This is a genomic window from Nostoc sp. (assembly GCF_054880495.1).
On sequence record NZ_JBTYKD010000054.1, the window covers coordinates 12,356 to 28,589 of the forward strand.

At 41.5% G+C, this 16,234-nt stretch carries 14 protein-coding genes and 1 tRNA gene; 5 read left to right on the plus strand and 10 right to left on the minus strand.

Annotated elements, in window-relative coordinates; translation table 11 throughout:
• Positions 1–164 precede the first annotated feature (164 nt).
• Positions 165–809: an ATP phosphoribosyltransferase gene (gene hisG, locus ACYTXL_RS06000; protein ID WP_461923910.1), complete on the minus strand. Its 645-nt coding sequence runs from the start codon at positions 807–809 to the stop codon at positions 165–167.
• Between the two features lie 66 nt (positions 810–875).
• On the opposite strand from hisG, the gene rppA reads away from it, so the two are divergent.
• Entirely contained in the window at positions 876–1,607 is a 732-nt protein-coding gene (gene rppA / locus ACYTXL_RS06005; protein ID WP_461924008.1) for a two-component system response regulator RppA, read from the plus strand.
• A gap of 191 nt (positions 1,608–1,798) precedes the next feature.
• Here the strand turns inward: rppA and ACYTXL_RS06010 are convergent, their stop codons facing one another.
• On the minus strand, positions 1,799–2,128 hold the full coding sequence (locus tag ACYTXL_RS06010; RefSeq protein WP_461924009.1) for a hypothetical protein: 330 nt from the start codon (positions 2,126–2,128) through the stop codon (positions 1,799–1,801).
• Between the two features lie 322 nt (positions 2,129–2,450).
• Here ACYTXL_RS06010 and ACYTXL_RS06015 point away from each other — a divergent pair, with 322 nt between their 5' ends.
• Positions 2,451–2,957 (plus strand): hypothetical protein, encoded by a 507-nt coding sequence (locus ACYTXL_RS06015; RefSeq protein ID WP_461923911.1) that lies wholly within the window; start codon positions 2,451–2,453, stop codon positions 2,955–2,957.
• 80 nt (positions 2,958–3,037) lie between these two features.
• Here the strand turns inward: ACYTXL_RS06015 and ACYTXL_RS06020 are convergent.
• The 6 genes from ACYTXL_RS06020 to ACYTXL_RS06045 form a co-directional block, all read right to left on the minus strand.
• Positions 3,038–3,109 (minus strand) — tRNA-Lys (locus ACYTXL_RS06020).
• Positions 3,110–3,172: 63 nt separating this feature from the next.
• Positions 3,173–5,053 (minus strand): GAF domain-containing protein, encoded by a 1,881-nt coding sequence (locus ACYTXL_RS06025; RefSeq protein WP_461923912.1) that lies wholly within the window; start codon positions 5,051–5,053, stop codon positions 3,173–3,175.
• 332 nt (positions 5,054–5,385) lie between these two features.
• Positions 5,386–5,946: a hypothetical protein gene (locus tag ACYTXL_RS06030; RefSeq protein ID WP_461923913.1), complete on the minus strand. Its 561-nt coding sequence runs from the start codon at positions 5,944–5,946 to the stop codon at positions 5,386–5,388.
• Positions 5,946–7,184, minus strand: coding sequence for a glycoside hydrolase family 10 protein (locus ACYTXL_RS06035; RefSeq protein ID WP_461923914.1), 1,239 nt, complete (start codon positions 7,182–7,184; stop codon positions 5,946–5,948). The genes ACYTXL_RS06030 and ACYTXL_RS06035 overlap by 1 nt, the downstream gene beginning before the upstream one ends.
• A gap of 331 nt (positions 7,185–7,515) precedes the next feature.
• Positions 7,516–8,988: a glycolate oxidase subunit GlcD gene (glcD, locus tag ACYTXL_RS06040; protein ID WP_461923915.1), complete on the minus strand. Its 1,473-nt coding sequence runs from the start codon at positions 8,986–8,988 to the stop codon at positions 7,516–7,518.
• Positions 8,989–9,381: 393 nt separating this feature from the next.
• Positions 9,382–9,747 carry a hypothetical protein gene (locus tag ACYTXL_RS06045; RefSeq protein ID WP_461923916.1) on the minus strand — a complete coding sequence of 122 codons (366 nt, stop codon included), beginning with the start codon at positions 9,745–9,747 and terminating at the stop codon, positions 9,382–9,384.
• Positions 9,748–10,050: 303 nt separating this feature from the next.
• On the opposite strand from ACYTXL_RS06045, the gene vapB reads away from it, so the two are divergent.
• Positions 10,051–10,284, plus strand: a complete 234-nt coding sequence (vapB, locus tag ACYTXL_RS06050) for a type II toxin-antitoxin system VapB family antitoxin (protein ID WP_461923917.1) — start codon at positions 10,051–10,053, stop codon at positions 10,282–10,284.
• 27 nt (positions 10,285–10,311) lie between these two features.
• On the opposite strand, the gene ACYTXL_RS06055 is transcribed toward vapB, so the two are convergent.
• A complete protein-coding gene (locus ACYTXL_RS06055) occupies positions 10,312–10,620 on the minus strand; it encodes a nucleotidyltransferase domain-containing protein (protein WP_461923918.1) in 309 nt (102 codons plus the stop codon).
• Positions 10,621–10,727: 107 nt separating this feature from the next.
• On the opposite strand from ACYTXL_RS06055, the gene ACYTXL_RS06060 reads away from it, so the two are divergent.
• Positions 10,728–11,456 (plus strand): Uma2 family endonuclease, encoded by a 729-nt coding sequence (locus tag ACYTXL_RS06060; protein WP_461923919.1) that lies wholly within the window; start codon positions 10,728–10,730, stop codon positions 11,454–11,456.
• Between the two features lie 56 nt (positions 11,457–11,512).
• Here the strand turns inward: ACYTXL_RS06060 and miaA are convergent, their stop codons facing one another.
• Complete coding sequence (gene miaA, locus ACYTXL_RS06065) at positions 11,513–12,418, minus strand: tRNA (adenosine(37)-N6)-dimethylallyltransferase MiaA (RefSeq protein WP_461923920.1); 906 nt, start codon at positions 12,416–12,418, stop codon at positions 11,513–11,515.
• A 340-nt stretch (positions 12,419–12,758) separates the two neighbouring features.
• Here miaA and gyrB point away from each other — a divergent pair, with 340 nt between their 5' ends.
• On the plus strand, positions 12,759–14,696 hold the full coding sequence (gene gyrB / locus ACYTXL_RS06070) for a DNA topoisomerase (ATP-hydrolyzing) subunit B (RefSeq protein ID WP_461923921.1): 1,938 nt from the start codon (positions 12,759–12,761) through the stop codon (positions 14,694–14,696).
• Positions 14,697–16,234: the final 1,538 nt, after the last annotated feature.

The following is a 16,234-nucleotide window of genomic DNA, read 5'->3' on the forward strand; positions in this document are numbered from 1 at the left end:
TTCCTTAGTCCTTTCCCCGCCTCTGGCTGTTCAGAAAAGTTTGTTGACTCGTTCCCATGCTCTGCATGGGAACGAGAAATGGTCAATCGAGGGTTGAGCGAATGGTTAGGAATAAGAATTGTCGAGCATGCTAAATGTGCAAAATTCCCCTCTGAGTGGAACTGTTAAACCCCTACCAAAACAGCTGACCGCAGCTTGCCAATCACATCACTTAGATTACCCGTGTTTAGCCGATAACTCAGAGGATGGGCAATCAACCGCGCCGTGCTTTCATAGAGAGTGGCAATTTCAATCAAACCATTTTCGCGCAAAGTCCGCCCTGTGGAAACCAAATCTACGATCGCTTCTGACATCCCAGTAATCGGCCCTAGTTCCACTGAACCGTACAACGGCACTATTTCTACAGGTAAATCTAGACTGTGGAAATATTCATGAGCGCAATTGACATACTTGGAAGCAACTCTACCATGCGGTGGTAAATCTAAAGGCAATCGGTAAGAACTGGATGCTTTTACCGCCACCGACATTCGACAATGCCCAAACTGTAAATCTACCAAATGGGCAACTTGCGGCTGCTTCTCCCGCAGCACATCGTAACCAACAATACCCAGTTGTGCCTGACCATATTCTACATAAACGGGTACATCTTGCGCCCGCACCAGCAAACCTTTTGCAACTCCCTTAGTATCAGGAATTTGAAGTTGGCGATTTCCTGAATCTAAAAAAGCACTAAAGTCTAAGCCCACAGATTGTAGCAGGTGGATGCTATTTTTAAGGAGTTCCCCTTTTGGCAATGCAACAGTCAGCATTCTTTTTTTAGTATCCTTGGTGTTCCGGCAGTTGAATAATATCTTTATATGCTTACCACAAGCAGCATGAGAATTTTATTAGTTGATGATGAAGTTGAACTAACTGAACCCTTGAGTCGCTTATTAACTCGTGAGGGTTACACTGTCGATGCCGCTTACGATGGAACAAGTGGCAGCGAATATGCACAAATAGGCAATTATGACTTATTAATTTTAGATTGGATGCTGCCAGGAAAGACGGGGTTAGAAATTTGTCAGGAATTGCGACTCCAAAGCAAAACCACTCCTGTTTTGTTTCTCACAGCTAAGGATACTCTAGATGACCGCGTACAAGGTTTAGATGCTGGAGCAGATGACTATTTAGTTAAACCTTTTGAACTGCGGGAGTTATTAGCCAGAGTCCGCGCTTTATTGCGTCGTTCCGGTTCCCAAACTTATGAAAGCATCACCGGACGGCTGACTGTCGCTGATTTAGAACTCGACTGTGAAAATCAAGTAGCCGAGCGCCAAGGACGAATAATTGAGCTTTCGCAGAAAGAAAGCCAGTTATTACAATACTTTATGGAACACACTGGACAACTAATGACTCATGCCCAGATTATGCAAAATTTGTGGCAAGAGGAAGAACAACCCAATAGTAATGCGATCGCGGCATTAATTCGTTTACTGCGCCGTAAGATTGAAGTAGGTAGAGAAACTGCCCTGATTCACACAGTCTATGGCAAAGGCTATCGTTTTGGTGCTTCCTCAGTCGAGTCAGTTGAGCGAAAAAATTTTTATACAGTGGACACTGCTTAGTATTTACTTAATATGACATGAGAATTAATAGAATTAGGACAAAGTATTTTAGAAGGTCGTTATGATCATGCTGTGGTAACGACAACAAGTTGATTGATAAGTTTTACTTAAGTTGTGGTCACGACAACATCAGCGTTTGCTACAAATAGACAAGCTGTGGTGACGACAACAAGTTGATTGATAAGTTTTACTTAAGCTATGGTCACGACAACATCAGCGTTTGCTACAAATAGACAAGCTGTGGTAACTACAACAACTTCATTCTTAACATCTGCTGTTTTGTTCGTAACAAATGCCCAAGCTGTGGTAAGAACGGGAATTTTATTTACAAGGTTGCAGCAACAATATTTAAATTCTGTAAAAAGGATTTTTTTTAAACTTCCCATCGCACGAGTAGCAAAATTATGCTGATGCCAAGCTTGATAGAAATTGCGGTAAGGTATATTCTGGGGGCATTTCCAGGCTAAATTGTAGTATTTATCATCTAATTGCCAATAACTACTTAGGGACTGACAAGAAATTAATTATCCATCTTGTGGGGTGGGCATCCTGCCCGCCCTGAATATGGGACGGGTGTGGACACCCATCCCACAAGAAAATTTGGGATGTTTTTTATTTGTCAGTCTCTTAAAGCTTTGACTACTGTAGGACTTACGCAAAACCACACGCACGCTGTAGGGGCAATTCATAAATTGCCCCTACCAGAAAATCACTCTTTTCGGCTATTGTTTGCGTAAGTCCTATACTGCAAAACGACGCTTATTATCCTGTATAATTTTCCCAAACCTATTATTTGCTTGACCACATAAATGGTTTTCGGTACTTATAAGTGGATATTTTGGAATGAAAACTCGTAATGCTTTCGCCACGTTAACGATTTGTGTATTGTCGGCACTCACTATTCCAGATGTAGTGAATCTGCATAAAGTCGAAGCTCAACCCATAAACGATTGTCGCAAACTTGTGACAGGTACGTACCTCACGAAATTATCTGGTGCCTTCGGTTCGTTTTATGGGATTACAACGTACACCGAAGATGGCAACTTTGTTGCCAGTGCCTCAAACCAAAGTGGGGGTCCCTCTTTGCAACCCTTTGGTCTCTCACAAGGCACTTGGAAGTGTACTTCAGGCAAAGAGATTACTGCCACAGGACTCGCCTTCAGTTACCCAACAGCGAAATTACCCGGCAACTTTATCAGAAGCGATCTTCGTGCCACATTTGATCTGAAAGCTGGGATAGTGCAATCAACAGGAACATTTCGTACGTTCTCACTAAAGGCAAATCCGCTTAATGATTATGCCCCAGTACCAGTAACGTTTACTCTCACTGGGCAACGTATAAAACCCTGACTTTTCACGGTATAGTCATTAACATCTTTGGATTAAAGCAATTCCAATAAGGCAGCGATCATTTTTTGCTACTCCAAAAGTGGGTGACCTGAGATTCGAACTCAGAACCAATAGATTAAGAGTCTACTGCTCTACCGTTGAGCTAGTCACCCGCACCAATAAGCAGCATAGCACAACTTCTGACAGATTTGCTAGTGCCGCGCCCAAAAAACAAATTAAAGGGGGAATTTGACGGTGAAGGTGGTTTGACCTATTGCACTCTTGACATAAATTGAGCCGCCTAAATGTCTGACCATTTTCTGCACTAATGCCAATTCCAGTCCAGTGCCGCTATGTTTCCAAGGATCATGTTTGTCAAGGTGATAGAAAGGCTCAAATATCCGTGACAGTTCATTGCTGGTAAGCTCTATTCCCGAATTGGTAATATTAAGCTCTACTGCATTTCCTGTTAGGTGAGCAGAGACTCTGATCGATTTGCCTGGTGGGGTGTATTTGCAGGCATGGTTGAGCAGTTCGGTGACAATCCGCTCAAAATCAGTGATATCTGTCTCAAAAGCCGGCAACGCCTGATCAACCCTCAGATTTAACTTTTGTCGCTGGCAGTTGGTGAGGTCTCGAAAAGACTCGACAATGGGATGAAGCCAGCTTTGTAAGTCAATGGCAATCAAAGTTGGGGGTTCGGGTTCGGCTTCGAGATATGTAAGTGTGAGTAGATCGTTAATTAATTTGTTTTCTCGTCCACACTCGTTATGCAGAATCTGCAAAAGCTGCGGAACTATTTCTATATTTGATATCTCCTCTGGTGTGAGGACAGTTTCAAGTGTTTGGACTGCAAGGCTGATGCTAGTTATTGGTGTCCGCAGTTCTTGGGATAGGGTTCTGAGAAATTGGTTTTTGAGCCGATCGCCTTTTTCTAATTCTTTTACCTGTGCCTGGGTTTGTTCCGAAAACTCCGCTTGACGAATGGCGATCGCACATTCATTTGCTACCTGCTGCACTAGCTCAATTTCAAATTGATCAAATGCTTCTTGTGTCGCTCTTGTCAACCAAATATTTCCCAAAATCCCTTGAGTATCGAAAATTGGACAAGCCGTCTGGGACATAACTAACAACTTTGGTTGCCATCCCGACACAATTTCCAAAAATTGCAATGGTTGTTTTTGTAACAGGGGTTGATAAATTTCCAGATGGTCTGCAATCTCTCTGGTCAATCCTTGACAATGGGGTAGCTTCGTGCTGTATCCGTAGGTAATAGTAACCAGAGTTTGGCAAGTGCTATAGAGTTCGATTTGACAACGATCAAGGTTCAGTAACTCTGCTAATTCCTGAGTTACTGTCTGCAACACCTGAGTTTGATCCAAACTGTCGCGGATTTGTTCTGTCATCCGTCGCATCAAGGCTTCAAAGTTTCGCACCTGCTGCAACTGATTGCTCTGCTTCTGTTTTTGCAACTCCAATTTTGCTTTGAAAAACTGAATCTGCTGACGAAGTTCTGCCTGTTGCACACCAATACCGATTTGAGTTGCCAACTGCTTGAGCAAGTCAGTTTCCGTTTGCTGCCATTGACGCGGTTGGTGGCAATGCTGGGCAATTAATAGCCCCCAGATATCTTGCTCTTGAAAAATTGGTACGACTAAATTGGCTCTCACCTGCAAAGATGCCAGAAGATCTATATAGCAAGAATGCAAGCCGGCTGCATAAATATCTTCGACAACTTGAATGCAACCTCGTCCGTAGTGTTCTCGATGTTTGCCACCCAAGCAGGGATCGGTGATGTTTTTTCCCAACAGTGGATTACTGGCAGTTACAGTTGATTCAGTAATGATTACTCCACTACCATCAGCCTGGAAGCGATAAATTAGCACGCGATCGCAATTCAAAAACTGGCGGAGTTCTTTTGTTGTCTGATGCAGAATTGTCTCTAATTCTACAGATTGGTGAATCCGTCTAGCGATCGCTTCTAGCAGATGATCTCGTTCAACCAGGAGTCCAACTGCTTGTTCTGTACTTTGATCATCTACTTCTGTGCCAAAGAGAATCTGAGGAGGTGATAATTTTGTCAACTCTATAGTTGATTCCACTGGATTTATATTCATGGGAGAGTCCCTGTCTAGTATTGCTGACTCTTCTAGGCGCTCTCTTGTAGTTACGTTTGTAGTAGATGCACTTTAGCGCCTATAGCAAGGTTTTCTGAGCTATTGCTCATCGAGATTTGGATCTTTCTCTACTTCTGATCAGAAATCTAGGAAAGCTAAGTAGGAGTCAGCTTAACAAATCCTGCTTTTTCAAGGCGAAAATACATTTGCAGATTAGGTCAAACTTACTAAAATTTTTTTTAACAATTTTTTAGGATTTTTGCATATATCTAAGTGGAATCGTCACTAGACACCAATTAAATTTATAATTCTTAATAATAGGGAGTGGCAAGTTACAATCGCAATTTGTAAGCATTCATTCCTGTGAGGATACCAACCAGCAGCCAAGTCATAGCTAATCCCATGACTTCGCCTAAGAATAACTGCGTCAAGCGGTGCAAGATCATCCCGACAACAGAACCCACAGGGACAGCAATAGCCCAACTTGCCGCAGAGACAAATATCCATCGCCACGCCACCTGGGGAATTGCTAGCCATTGTGTCAATCCAATCCCGAAGCCGCCAAGCGCACCATAAACCGCCCCAGACAGGATTCTCAAGGGAAGAATCTGAGTGCTAGGTACAATCCAACCGATGGCACCAATACCGATCGCAGTGATCATACTCCAACCCAAAAGACTTGACAAAATCCACCTAATACAAAATATAGGTTGTTTGAGAAGACAGCCTTGAAGAAGTGCGATCGCAAATCCGCCGATAGCTGCTTCTACTACCCCGATATCTGGCTTTTCGCCGACTTCAATTAAGAGTAAACTCAATAAAAAACCGCCAAAAGTAGCTAAAGTCCACAGCAATGTCAAGCCAAATCTAGTATTTCTAGGCGCGAATCGCATCAAAGTTTTTTTGGTTGTAATAGTCTGACAGTTTTAGGATTAAACATCTCAAAAAAAGCTTTGCGTCGCTGTTGAGGTGATTCAGGTACAATGTAACCCCACAGACTCTCCCAGTAGAAAAAAGAGATCCCATTAAAATTGCGAGCGCGCGCTACCTGAACTTGTTCTCTAACTTGGGCAATTTTCACAGGATTACCTACCGTTCCCGTTGATATACCAATACCTACAGGAATTAGACTTTGAGCTAATTTCACAGATGGTTGTTTCAGTTGAGCGATAAAAGAGTTTTTGTCATTTCGATATACTTGCAAAATTAACTCATTAACTAAACCTTTTTTTACCCAACTTTCCCAGTCTTGCAAATAGTATTTATAGGCAAAAGCTTGATAGTTAGGAGATAAAGATATTCTGACATTGGGCTTAACCGCCTTGACAGCTTGATAAATTTTTGCCATGAAATCAGTAATTTTGTCTGCCCGCCAACGCATCCATTTTGAGTTAAAAGGATCATTAGGGGGACTTTTGCCTTGGTGTTCTTGCTGGTACAATTCTATAGTGAAGCGATCGTAGCCAAACTGTACAGGCATTCCAAAATGGTCATCAAGTTGAATTCCATCCACATCGTAATCCCTGACTACTTCCAAAATTAGCCCTTGAATAAACTCTTGGACTTCTGGATGTAAGGGATTCAACCAAGCCTGTTTACTCACCAAAAGATTGTTGATTTCTTCCGGTGGCGCATCTTGAATAGAGTTTATACCTTCTTGCCCAATTGTTAACCAGTCAGGATAACGCCTTGCTAATTGTGAATAATGGGGCGTCATGAACCCGTATTCAAACCAGGGAATGACTTTCAAATCTTTATCTTTAGCAAGTGTCACTATTTTTGCTAAAACATCCTGTCCACCGTGCATAAAGTTGAGGAAAGGTTGAGTGTCAGAGCCTGTAGAAATTTTAGCTAAAGCACTTTTATAAAAAGTATGTCCTCGATTCCAAACTACAGGATAAATTGTATTAAAGTTAAGAGCCGATAATTGATTGATAGCCCGGTTAATACCCCAAGGAATAAATAGTACACCACTAGCAACATTAGTCAGCCAAACACCACGAATTTCTGTAGTTAAAGGACTTGTTTTTTGGGAATAAACTGGTAGTGAAGAGAGTGAAAAAACTGTTAAAGCGACTACTAATCCCAAACACAGCAAGTAAGAAACACCACGGCGAGCAACCCGATTCATTTGTAAGCGTTACCTAGTGCGATCGGAATATATATAACTACAAAATAAAGTTGTAATCCTCCGGATGATGTAAAGAAATGATGATTTTATACCAAGATGTCAATTAATAAATGTCCCTTAGCGGAGAATTATCGCTATTTTTAATTCTGTGAAATACAAGAGACCATGATGTGCGTAGTTTCCACACATTAAGCGCACCTCCTTAATCCCCCCTTGTCAAGTTGGGAAACAAGATTTCTGCTCCCTCTCCTTACTAAGGAGAGGGTTGGGGTGAGGTTTTACAGGAGTTTTGTAAAAAGTGAGATAGTCCCGAATGCAGCTTTGCGGAAAATTAAAATCTTTCCACACCTTCAAATTGCTTGAGTGCCGATGCATTTGCTGCTTCTCCACAAGTTCGTGGTGTGGGGAATATCTTTTCAGGATTTGCTAATCCTTTAGGATTAAAAACTTGCCGCACCCATTGCATAGTTTCTAAATCAACTTGGCTAAACATCTGTGGCATATAGCACTTTTTCTCTGCACCGATGCCATGTTCGCCAGAAATACTGCCACCGACTTGGACACAAAGCTTGAGAATTTTTCCACCCATTTCTTCTACTTGCTCTAATGCCCCAGGCACAGAATTATCAAAAAGAATTAGCGGATGAAGATTACCATCGCCAGCATGAAATACATTAGCAACACGATAACCGTATTGTTGACTTAATGTCTTAATCTCGTGCAGAACATAAGGCAATTGAGTCCGAGGGATTACACCGTCTTGTACATAATAATCTGGGCTTAAATGTCCAGCCGCCGCAAAAGCCGCTTTGCGTCCTTTCCATAATTTCAATCTGGTTTCGGGGTCAGTAGCAGAAGTGACATTACGCGCACTATTTTTTTTACAAATTTCAGTAATTCGCTGCTTATTCCCTGCAACCTCCACTTCTAAACCGTCAATTTCTATTAGTAAAATAGCAGTAGCATCGCGGGGATAACAATTAGTTGCTACAACATCTTCAACTGCATTGATAGTGAAGTTATCCATCATTTCCATACCACCAGGAATAATTCCGGCGCTGATAATATCAGAAACAGTTGCTCCCGCAGCTTCAATACTAGTAAAATCTGCCAACAGCACACAAATTGATTCTGGACTTTTGAGAATTCGCAAAGTAATTTCTGTGGCAATTCCTAATGTGCCTTCAGAACCAACAAACACACCTGTTAAATCATAACCAGGCATTTCTGGAATTTGTCCGCCTAAATCGATAATTTCCCCTTCCGGCGTAACAATTTTTAATCCTAAAACGTGGTTAGTAGTAACACCATATTTGAGACAATGCACTCCACCAGAATTTTCGGCAATATTGCCCCCAATAGAGCAGATAATTTGACTAGAAGGGTCAGGAGCATAATAAAAACCAGCACCACTGACAGCTTGTGTTACCCAACTATTAATCACCCCTGGTTGAACAATTGCCCGTTGATTTTCCAAATCAATGCTGAGGATTTGCCGCATTAAGGAAGTGACAATTAGAACAGAGTCTATCACTGGCAAAGCACCGCCAGATAGACCAGTACCAGAACCGCGTGCGATGAAGGGTATAGAATATTGGTTGCATATCTTCACCACTTGGGCAACTTGTTCTGTAGTTCTGGGTAACACCACCACAGCCGGACGTTGGCGATAGCCTGTTAAACCATCGCATTCATAAGTAATAAGTTCTTCGCGGCGTTGCACCACACCATTTTTACCAAGGACAGCCTCGAATGCTTTGATAATGGGTTTCCAGTTAAGTTGTTTTTTATCTTGGATAAGCATAGTTTTTTAAAGTTCAAGGTAGATGTTTACAGGTTACTTAAAATTAAAATTACTTCCTCAGATGAATTTAAAGCCATTAAGGTAATACCAGCTAATCCAGTAAATTTATCTACATAATCTGCTTGATTGCGATAAAGTCGTAACTTTGCTAATTCTTTTGCTAAGAATTGACGCTGTGGTTCGGGACTAATATCAAATTGGTCACTGACATAGTTGTGAGCATTACCTGTTGTCGGAATTGAATGCCCTTCTTGATCGCGGAGGTAGTTTCGTGCTTCGATAAAAGCTGCATAGTACGCTCGACTGATGGCCGCACGAAACTTAGCTTCTTAATTGGCAGGAGTAGTTGCAGCACCTGCTAGCTCTTTAGCTACTTTAAGATACTCAGACCAATCAAAACTCATCTGGATATTCTAAAAGCGTAATCAACTGACTTCGTACCTCATGTGTTGTACTATTTAACCACCAATCCAGATCCATTTGTTTTTGTCTTGCGATCGCATCATCAGGGTCAAGCTTCATCAGTATAGATAATACCAGCACCACGTAGTCGATGATTTCTCGATCTGGAACAACTTCCATAAATAGCTGAGAGTCAGGGAAGTAGTGGCGAATTTTCTCAGGTGCTTCTAGCAGCACGCGAATGAGAAACGAATGTTTATCCAGAAATTCTAAAACTTCGGTGCGCTCTCGGAAGATGTATAACTGCTCAAGGGTTTCGATATCGGCGGGAGAAATGCTAACTGCGGCATCTGTCATGGCATTTTACAGGCTGCTGTTGATGGCTGTGTTTACTATTGTTGCAAGAATAGCAGCTTAGGGGGGAGTAAAGGCGATCGCCTGATTTGAGTACGTAGGACTTAGGCATCAAGTACGAAATGTAGGGGCAATTCATGAATTGCCCCTACGGTAAATCAAGGCTTTCACTGCCTTTTTGCGTAAGTCCTGTACTGAAGGTGCGATATGTCTTAACAAGTGCGTTGAATAATGGTAAAATCCCATATTCTGTTAATTGTGGGGCTAAAGTAACATAGAGTCAGACATTTAACAGCAGAGGGTGAAATGACTTACCAAGTTTTAGATTCCACCTCAAAACTAATTGCCAAGCTGCAAACCCTAGCACCCGAACAGCAACAACAGGTGCTAGATTTCGTGGAATTTCTCGCACAAAAATATGCTCAACCTCAACAACCACCTCAGAAACGGGTACTGGGTTTAAACCAAGGTAAGATTTGGATAAGTGATGATTTCAATGACCCTTTACCTGATGAATTTTGGTTAGGTGAAAGTCAGTGATGAAACTGTTATTAGACACTCACGTAATTATTTGGTCAGCAGGAAACCCCGAAAAACTATCCCGAGAGCATGAATTTCATGTATCGGTAACTCTAGCCATTCGTTTTCATTCCAAGGTTCCATTTTTCCATCAACAACCTTGGTAAATTCCCAGCCAAATAAATATTCTCGCAGGCTGCTTTGATCTTTCCTAAATATTGCAATTTCTATATCTTTATGTACCCTAGTTACATCTCCTATAAAAAGGTCTATCGCCCATCCACCGGCTACAAACCAGGGTTGTCTGAAATCATTTAGTAGTCCAGAAAGCTCCACAAGTTCTGAAAAAGATTCCATTGATGACTACTCCTCAGAATTTTTCAGTATTAAATATTGAGTGAATGCACCCTTCCATCCCCAATCAACTAACCTAGAAATAACGCTCTCAAATACTGGATAAATTCATGGTTCAGCAAGTTCTAATCAATGATGATGATTACTATGTGCCAGATGCCAACCAGCTAATCACTGAAGATGATACACCTGTGGACAATTTTGCTTCTGAAAAACAACAACGCCTTTTGGTTGGCTCTCTTTACAGTTCTTTACAAAGCCAGACTTTTTTAGCAGCAGCAAATGTGGGAGTTTACCATACAGACGGTCAACCGGCAATTGTACCCGACGTTTTTCTCAGCTTCGATGTTCAAATGCCTGAAAATTGGTGGGAAAAACAAAATCGTTGTTATATGGTTTGGCGTTTTGGCAAACCACCGGAAGTTGTCCTCGAAATTGTCTCTAATAAAGAAGGTGATGAACTTGGCAAAAAACTGAAAATTTATGAACAAATGCGGGCTAGTTACTACATCGTATATGACCCAAATCAGCAATTAGGAGAAAAAGTCCTGCGCGTTTATGAACTTAGGGGAACACGCTACTTTGAAACTTCAGAAATTTGGTTAGAACAAGTTGGTTTAGGTGTAACTTTGTGGGAAGGCAAATTTGAAGATAGACAGGATACTTGGTTACGCTGGTGTTACCAAGATGGTAGTGTTTTGCTGACTGGAGATGAACGCGCTGAACAGGAACGACAACATGCTGAACAGGAACGACAACGTGCTGAACAAGCAGAACAACGCACCCAATTACTAGCAGATAGGCTACGGGCTATGGGCGTAGATCCCGACACTTTATAAGACACTCGCTGTAAAGACGCAAAGTTTTTTGCGTCTTTGCATGAGCAAAAAAATTCTCACGAACTTGTCCAACTCATAAACTCATTTATCCGATACCAAACCTTCTCTAATAAATCAGGATCATCGACATCAAACCATTCAATTTTTGGATATGCTCGAAACCAAGTACGTTGTCGTTTGGCAAATTGTCGTGTACGTAAAATTGTTAATTCTTTCGCTTCATCTAAAGAAATCTTCCCAGCCAAATATTGCTTGATTTCTTGATAACCCAAAGTATTTAACAAAGACAAATCAGCGCCATATTTTTGACAAAGATACTTCACTTCCGCGACCAACCCATCTGCTATCATTTCCTCAGTACGCTGTTGAATACGAGCGCCCAACTTGTCAACATCGCAATCTAAACCAATTTGCAAAATCGGATAATTTGGTGGATTTTCCCCTTGTTGTTCTGAAATCGGATGACCGGTTACATAATATACCTCTAATGCTCTTAGAGTCCGCACTGAGTCATTAGCATGAATCTTTTGTACAGCAACTGGATCAACTTGTTGTAACATTGCGTATAGTTGAGATTGACCGAGAGATTCAAGCTGCGATCGCAATTCTGTTTGCGGTGCGACTCGAGGAATTTTCATCCCTTGAATAATGGAACGGATGTATAAACCAGTGCCACCAACTAGCAACAGTGGGGTAACACCAACAGAAGTAATTAAGGCTTGTGTTTGCTCTTGGTAGTCTGCTACTGTGATCATGTTTATTGGATCGCAGATATCTATTAAATAGTGCCGCACCAATTTTTGTTCAGCCACAGTTGGTTTCGCTGTCCCAATATCAAACTCGCGGTAAACTTGACGAGAATCAGCACTGAGAATTGCAGAACCCAACTGCATCGCCAAAGCCAAAGCCAAACGCGACTTACCTGTTGCTGTCGCCCCACAAATCACAATTAATTTAGTCATTGGTCATTAAGGAACGTGGATTAAATAAAATGCAAAAGTTCATCCTGTATCTAGCTTCCCTCTCCTTTATAAGGAGAGGGATTGAGGGTGAGGTAAGCCTGGGACATTAATTCTATGTAAATTCTTATTCCTAAGCTATTCTCTGCCTACTTCCCCTAGTTCCCCTACTCGTCTGCTTGTCTGCTCCCTTGACCCTCAGACACGGGACTGCAACCCCAGTATAAACTTCTCTTGAAAATGCCCTACAGACGCTAGCAAGGCTTTTGTGTTAGAATTTTGGAGTGTTTTTACTTTTATTTGCCTTTTGGCGACTTAAACCCCACACTTCAGGAGAGTTTACATGACGAGCAGTTACAGTGCCGATCAGATTCAAGTTCTGGAAGGTCTGGAAGCCGTCCGCAAAAGACCAGGAATGTACATCGGTACTACTGGGCCGCGAGGACTCCACCATTTAGTTTACGAGGTAGTAGACAATTCAGTTGATGAGGCTTTGGCGGGTTATTGCACTCATATAGAGGTGGATATCAACGCTGATGGTTCGGTGACTGTAACAGATGATGGTCGCGGTATTCCCATCGATACTCACTCGCGCACCGGCAAATCGGCTTTGGAAACCGTAATGACGGTATTACACGCCGGTGGTAAGTTTGGCGGCGGTGGTTACAAAGTTTCTGGAGGATTACACGGGGTTGGTATTTCTGTTGTAAATGCCCTATCTGAGGTTGTAGAAGTTACAGTTTGGCGAGATAAAAAAGTTCATATTCAGCGTTATGAACGGGGTATCCCAGTTACTGAACTGCAAGTCAAGCCTTACAAAGAAGCTAGAACCGGAACTTCTGTTACTTTTAAACCAGATACGGAAATCTTCACTACTAGCATTGAGTTTGATTACATCACTTTATCAGGTCGCCTACGGGAGTTGGCGTATCTGAATGCTGGTGTCAAAATTACCTTTACTGACCACCGTCTGGAACTACTGAAAAGCGATACACCCAAGGTAGAATCCTACGATTACAAGGGTGGTATTAAAGAATATATCGCTTACATGAACCGTGAGAAGCAGCCCCTGCATGAAGAAATTATCTATGTGCAGGGAGAACGAAACAACGTACTAGTGGAAGTTTCCTTGCAATGGTGTACTGATGCTTACACGGATAATGTGCTGGGTTTTGCTAACAATATTCGTACAGTGGATGGTGGTACGCACTTAGAAGGGTTGAAGGCGGTTCTGACTCGGACATTAAATGCGATCGCTCGCAAGCGCAATAAAATTAAAGAGAATGAACCTAACCTCAGTGGCGAACACGTCCGCGAAGGTTTGACTGCGGTTATTTCCGTTAAAGTCCCAGATCCAGAATTTGAAGGACAAACTAAGACCAAACTTGGTAATACCGAAGTTCGGGGAATTGTCGATTCTTTGGTGGGAGAAGTCCTCACCGAATACCTAGAATTTCATCCGGCGATCGCAGACTCAATTTTAGATAAAGCTATCCAAGCTTTCAAAGCCGCAGAAGCCGCTCGTCACGCGCGAGAATTAGTTCGGCGCAAATCGGTGCTGGAATCTTCGCCATTACCTGGGAAATTGGCAGATTGTAGTTCTCGTGATCCCAGCGAATCTGAGATATTCATCGTGGAAGGGGACTCAGCCGGGGGAAGTGCCAAACAAGGACGCGATCGCCGCACTCAAGCGATCTTACCTTTACGTGGTAAAATTCTCAACATTGAAAAAACCGACGACGCCAAAATCTATAAAAATAACGAAGTTCAATCGTTAATTACAGCACTCGGTTTAGGTGTCAAAGGTGATGAATTCGATTCCACCCAACTGCGCTATCATCGCATAGTCATCATGACGGACGCTGACGTAGATGGAGCGCATATCCGAACTTTGTTGTTAACATTCTTCTATCGATATCAGCGAGCGCTGATCGAACAGGGCTTTATCTATATTGCTTGTCCCCCACTGTTTAAAGTAGAACGGGGACGTAATCATGAGTACTGCTATAGCGAGCGCGAAAAACTTCAAGCGATCGCCAAATTTCCTGCTAACGCCAACTATACCATCCAACGCTTCAAAGGTTTGGGTGAAATGATGCCACAACAACTCTGGGACACCACTATGAACCCAGAAACTCGCAAAATGAAGCAAGTGGAAATTGAAGATGCCGCCGAAGCCGATCGCATCTTCACAATTTTAATGGGCGATCGGGTCGCACCCAGACGAGAATTCATCGAAACCTATGGTTCTAAACTCAATTTCACCGATCTCGATATCTAATATCAATTCTCTAACACTACTCTGAGCAACTGCTGGAGATTTAATTTGCATATTACCTGGAAGTAAAACTTTTGTGGGCTGGGCTGGAAAGCCCGCCCTAGTTATGCAAATTAAAAGTAAATTGCTTTATCACACAAGTGGTAGGTCAGTGCTACATAAATATAAAAATTCTAAATTAAAAATTTAGAAAATAATCATATAATTTACTTATTGTCAATATTTTACAAAAATTCAATATTTTAGTGTTAGCAAAACTACTAACTTTATTGTAAATTTAGTTAAGATAATACTCTTTGCACTGACTAGCTGATTAATTTTGCCCACCAGCTAGAAACACATTTGTTATGCTTTAAGAAAATAACTGAATATTATCTATTAAACAGCAGTTAATAAGTATCTTGAAGATTTCTGAGCAAAAACTTACTGAAATAAGAGTATTGAAGTTGACAATTTAGCTACGGAAAAAACTTTGTAACCAAATCATCAGGCAATCTTCATTCTTTCTCTCTGTTCTAGGTAATGTTTACTGGAAACAGACATCATCTGGCAAGAAACTTGTTAATATCTTCATGTAATGCCGTCGCGATCGCTATTGTATTGTATTGTATGTATCTAATGTACTTTTGCCTAAGATAGGACTATATTGGCCAATTCGCAGCACAAATTGTTTTTGAATTGATTAAAATATCCTTATATACAATAAGAAGAGTTTGTCAAGTTTCATAGGGCTGAAATCGCCACAGTGCGCTAACGTGTGAATAAGACCAAATTAGTTAAGCCTAAATTGATCTCCGATCAGGTTGATCCTGCCACTGCCTCAACTCCTCAGTTAAGGTAATTAGTAGGCAGAAGGTTAACTGCTTTCAGACAAGCACTATCACCCTTGTTGTATTTACCCAAGATCAACACCAGCTTTAGTCTGAGGAATGCCTAATTTATGAAGGAAATGTAAAAATGGCTAGATTAAGACGAATCGTCTGAGTTAACATAAAATGCACTCTTTCTCAGTGATTAATGTTGTGTAAAATACATGAAGTTCGGCAAAAGCCAGCGTACTTACTTCGTAATGTAATAAGAGCGTCACTGCTATTCCGAAAAGTGGAGAAAAAATTTCAGGGTATAACTCTCGTTTTTAATGTCTTTTTGGAAATAGTGGCTAACAATTGCTGTGGGAGTTCATGATTGATACACAAAAAGAGTACAATTTCTGTGAAACAGGCTACAATCGGAAGAGTCTTTAGAGGAAAATCTGCCAACAGTCTGAACTCATTTGTATAGAGTGGCAAATTTTTTAATCAAGGCGAGTCTTTTTTTTGACCAGTTAGTTGAAAGCAATATGTGATAGCAACACATATAACATTTACTAAAGTGAGCAAGTCACCTTTAGTAATTGCTTAAACTAAAGTAGAAGACCTCCAACCAGAGGTGCAAAACGTCCGAAAATATCTCTGGCAAATCTGCCAAAAAGCTTATTTTCGGTTGATAACTAGCTCGTTTAAAAGAGCAGTAAACACATCTTGAGTAATTGATTCTGCAAG

Bases quoted from the DNA above. Each gene is read 5' to 3' on its own strand.
- hisG (WP_461923910.1), bottom strand. From the start codon at position 809: ATGCTGACTGTTGCATTGCCAAAAGGGGAACTCCTTAAAAATAGCATC.
- rppA (WP_461924008.1), top strand. From the start codon at position 876: ATGAGAATTTTATTAGTTGATGATGAAGTTGAACTAACTGAACCCTTG.
- ACYTXL_RS06015 (WP_461923911.1), top strand. From the start codon at position 2,451: ATGAAAACTCGTAATGCTTTCGCCACGTTAACGATTTGTGTATTGTCG.
- ACYTXL_RS06025 (WP_461923912.1), bottom strand. From the start codon at position 5,053: ATGAATATAAATCCAGTGGAATCAACTATAGAGTTGACAAAATTATCA.
- ACYTXL_RS06030 (WP_461923913.1), bottom strand. From the start codon at position 5,946: ATGCGATTCGCGCCTAGAAATACTAGATTTGGCTTGACATTGCTGTGG.
- ACYTXL_RS06035 (WP_461923914.1), bottom strand. From the start codon at position 7,184: ATGAATCGGGTTGCTCGCCGTGGTGTTTCTTACTTGCTGTGTTTGGGA.
- glcD (WP_461923915.1), bottom strand. From the start codon at position 8,988: ATGCTTATCCAAGATAAAAAACAACTTAACTGGAAACCCATTATCAAA.
- ACYTXL_RS06045 (WP_461923916.1), bottom strand. From the start codon at position 9,747: ATGACAGATGCCGCAGTTAGCATTTCTCCCGCCGATATCGAAACCCTT.
- vapB (WP_461923917.1), top strand. From the start codon at position 10,051: ATGACTTACCAAGTTTTAGATTCCACCTCAAAACTAATTGCCAAGCTG.
- ACYTXL_RS06055 (WP_461923918.1), bottom strand. From the start codon at position 10,620: ATGGAATCTTTTTCAGAACTTGTGGAGCTTTCTGGACTACTAAATGAT.
- ACYTXL_RS06060 (WP_461923919.1), top strand. From the start codon at position 10,728: ATGGTTCAGCAAGTTCTAATCAATGATGATGATTACTATGTGCCAGAT.
- miaA (WP_461923920.1), bottom strand. From the start codon at position 12,418: ATGACTAAATTAATTGTGATTTGTGGGGCGACAGCAACAGGTAAGTCG.
- gyrB (WP_461923921.1), top strand. From the start codon at position 12,759: ATGACGAGCAGTTACAGTGCCGATCAGATTCAAGTTCTGGAAGGTCTG.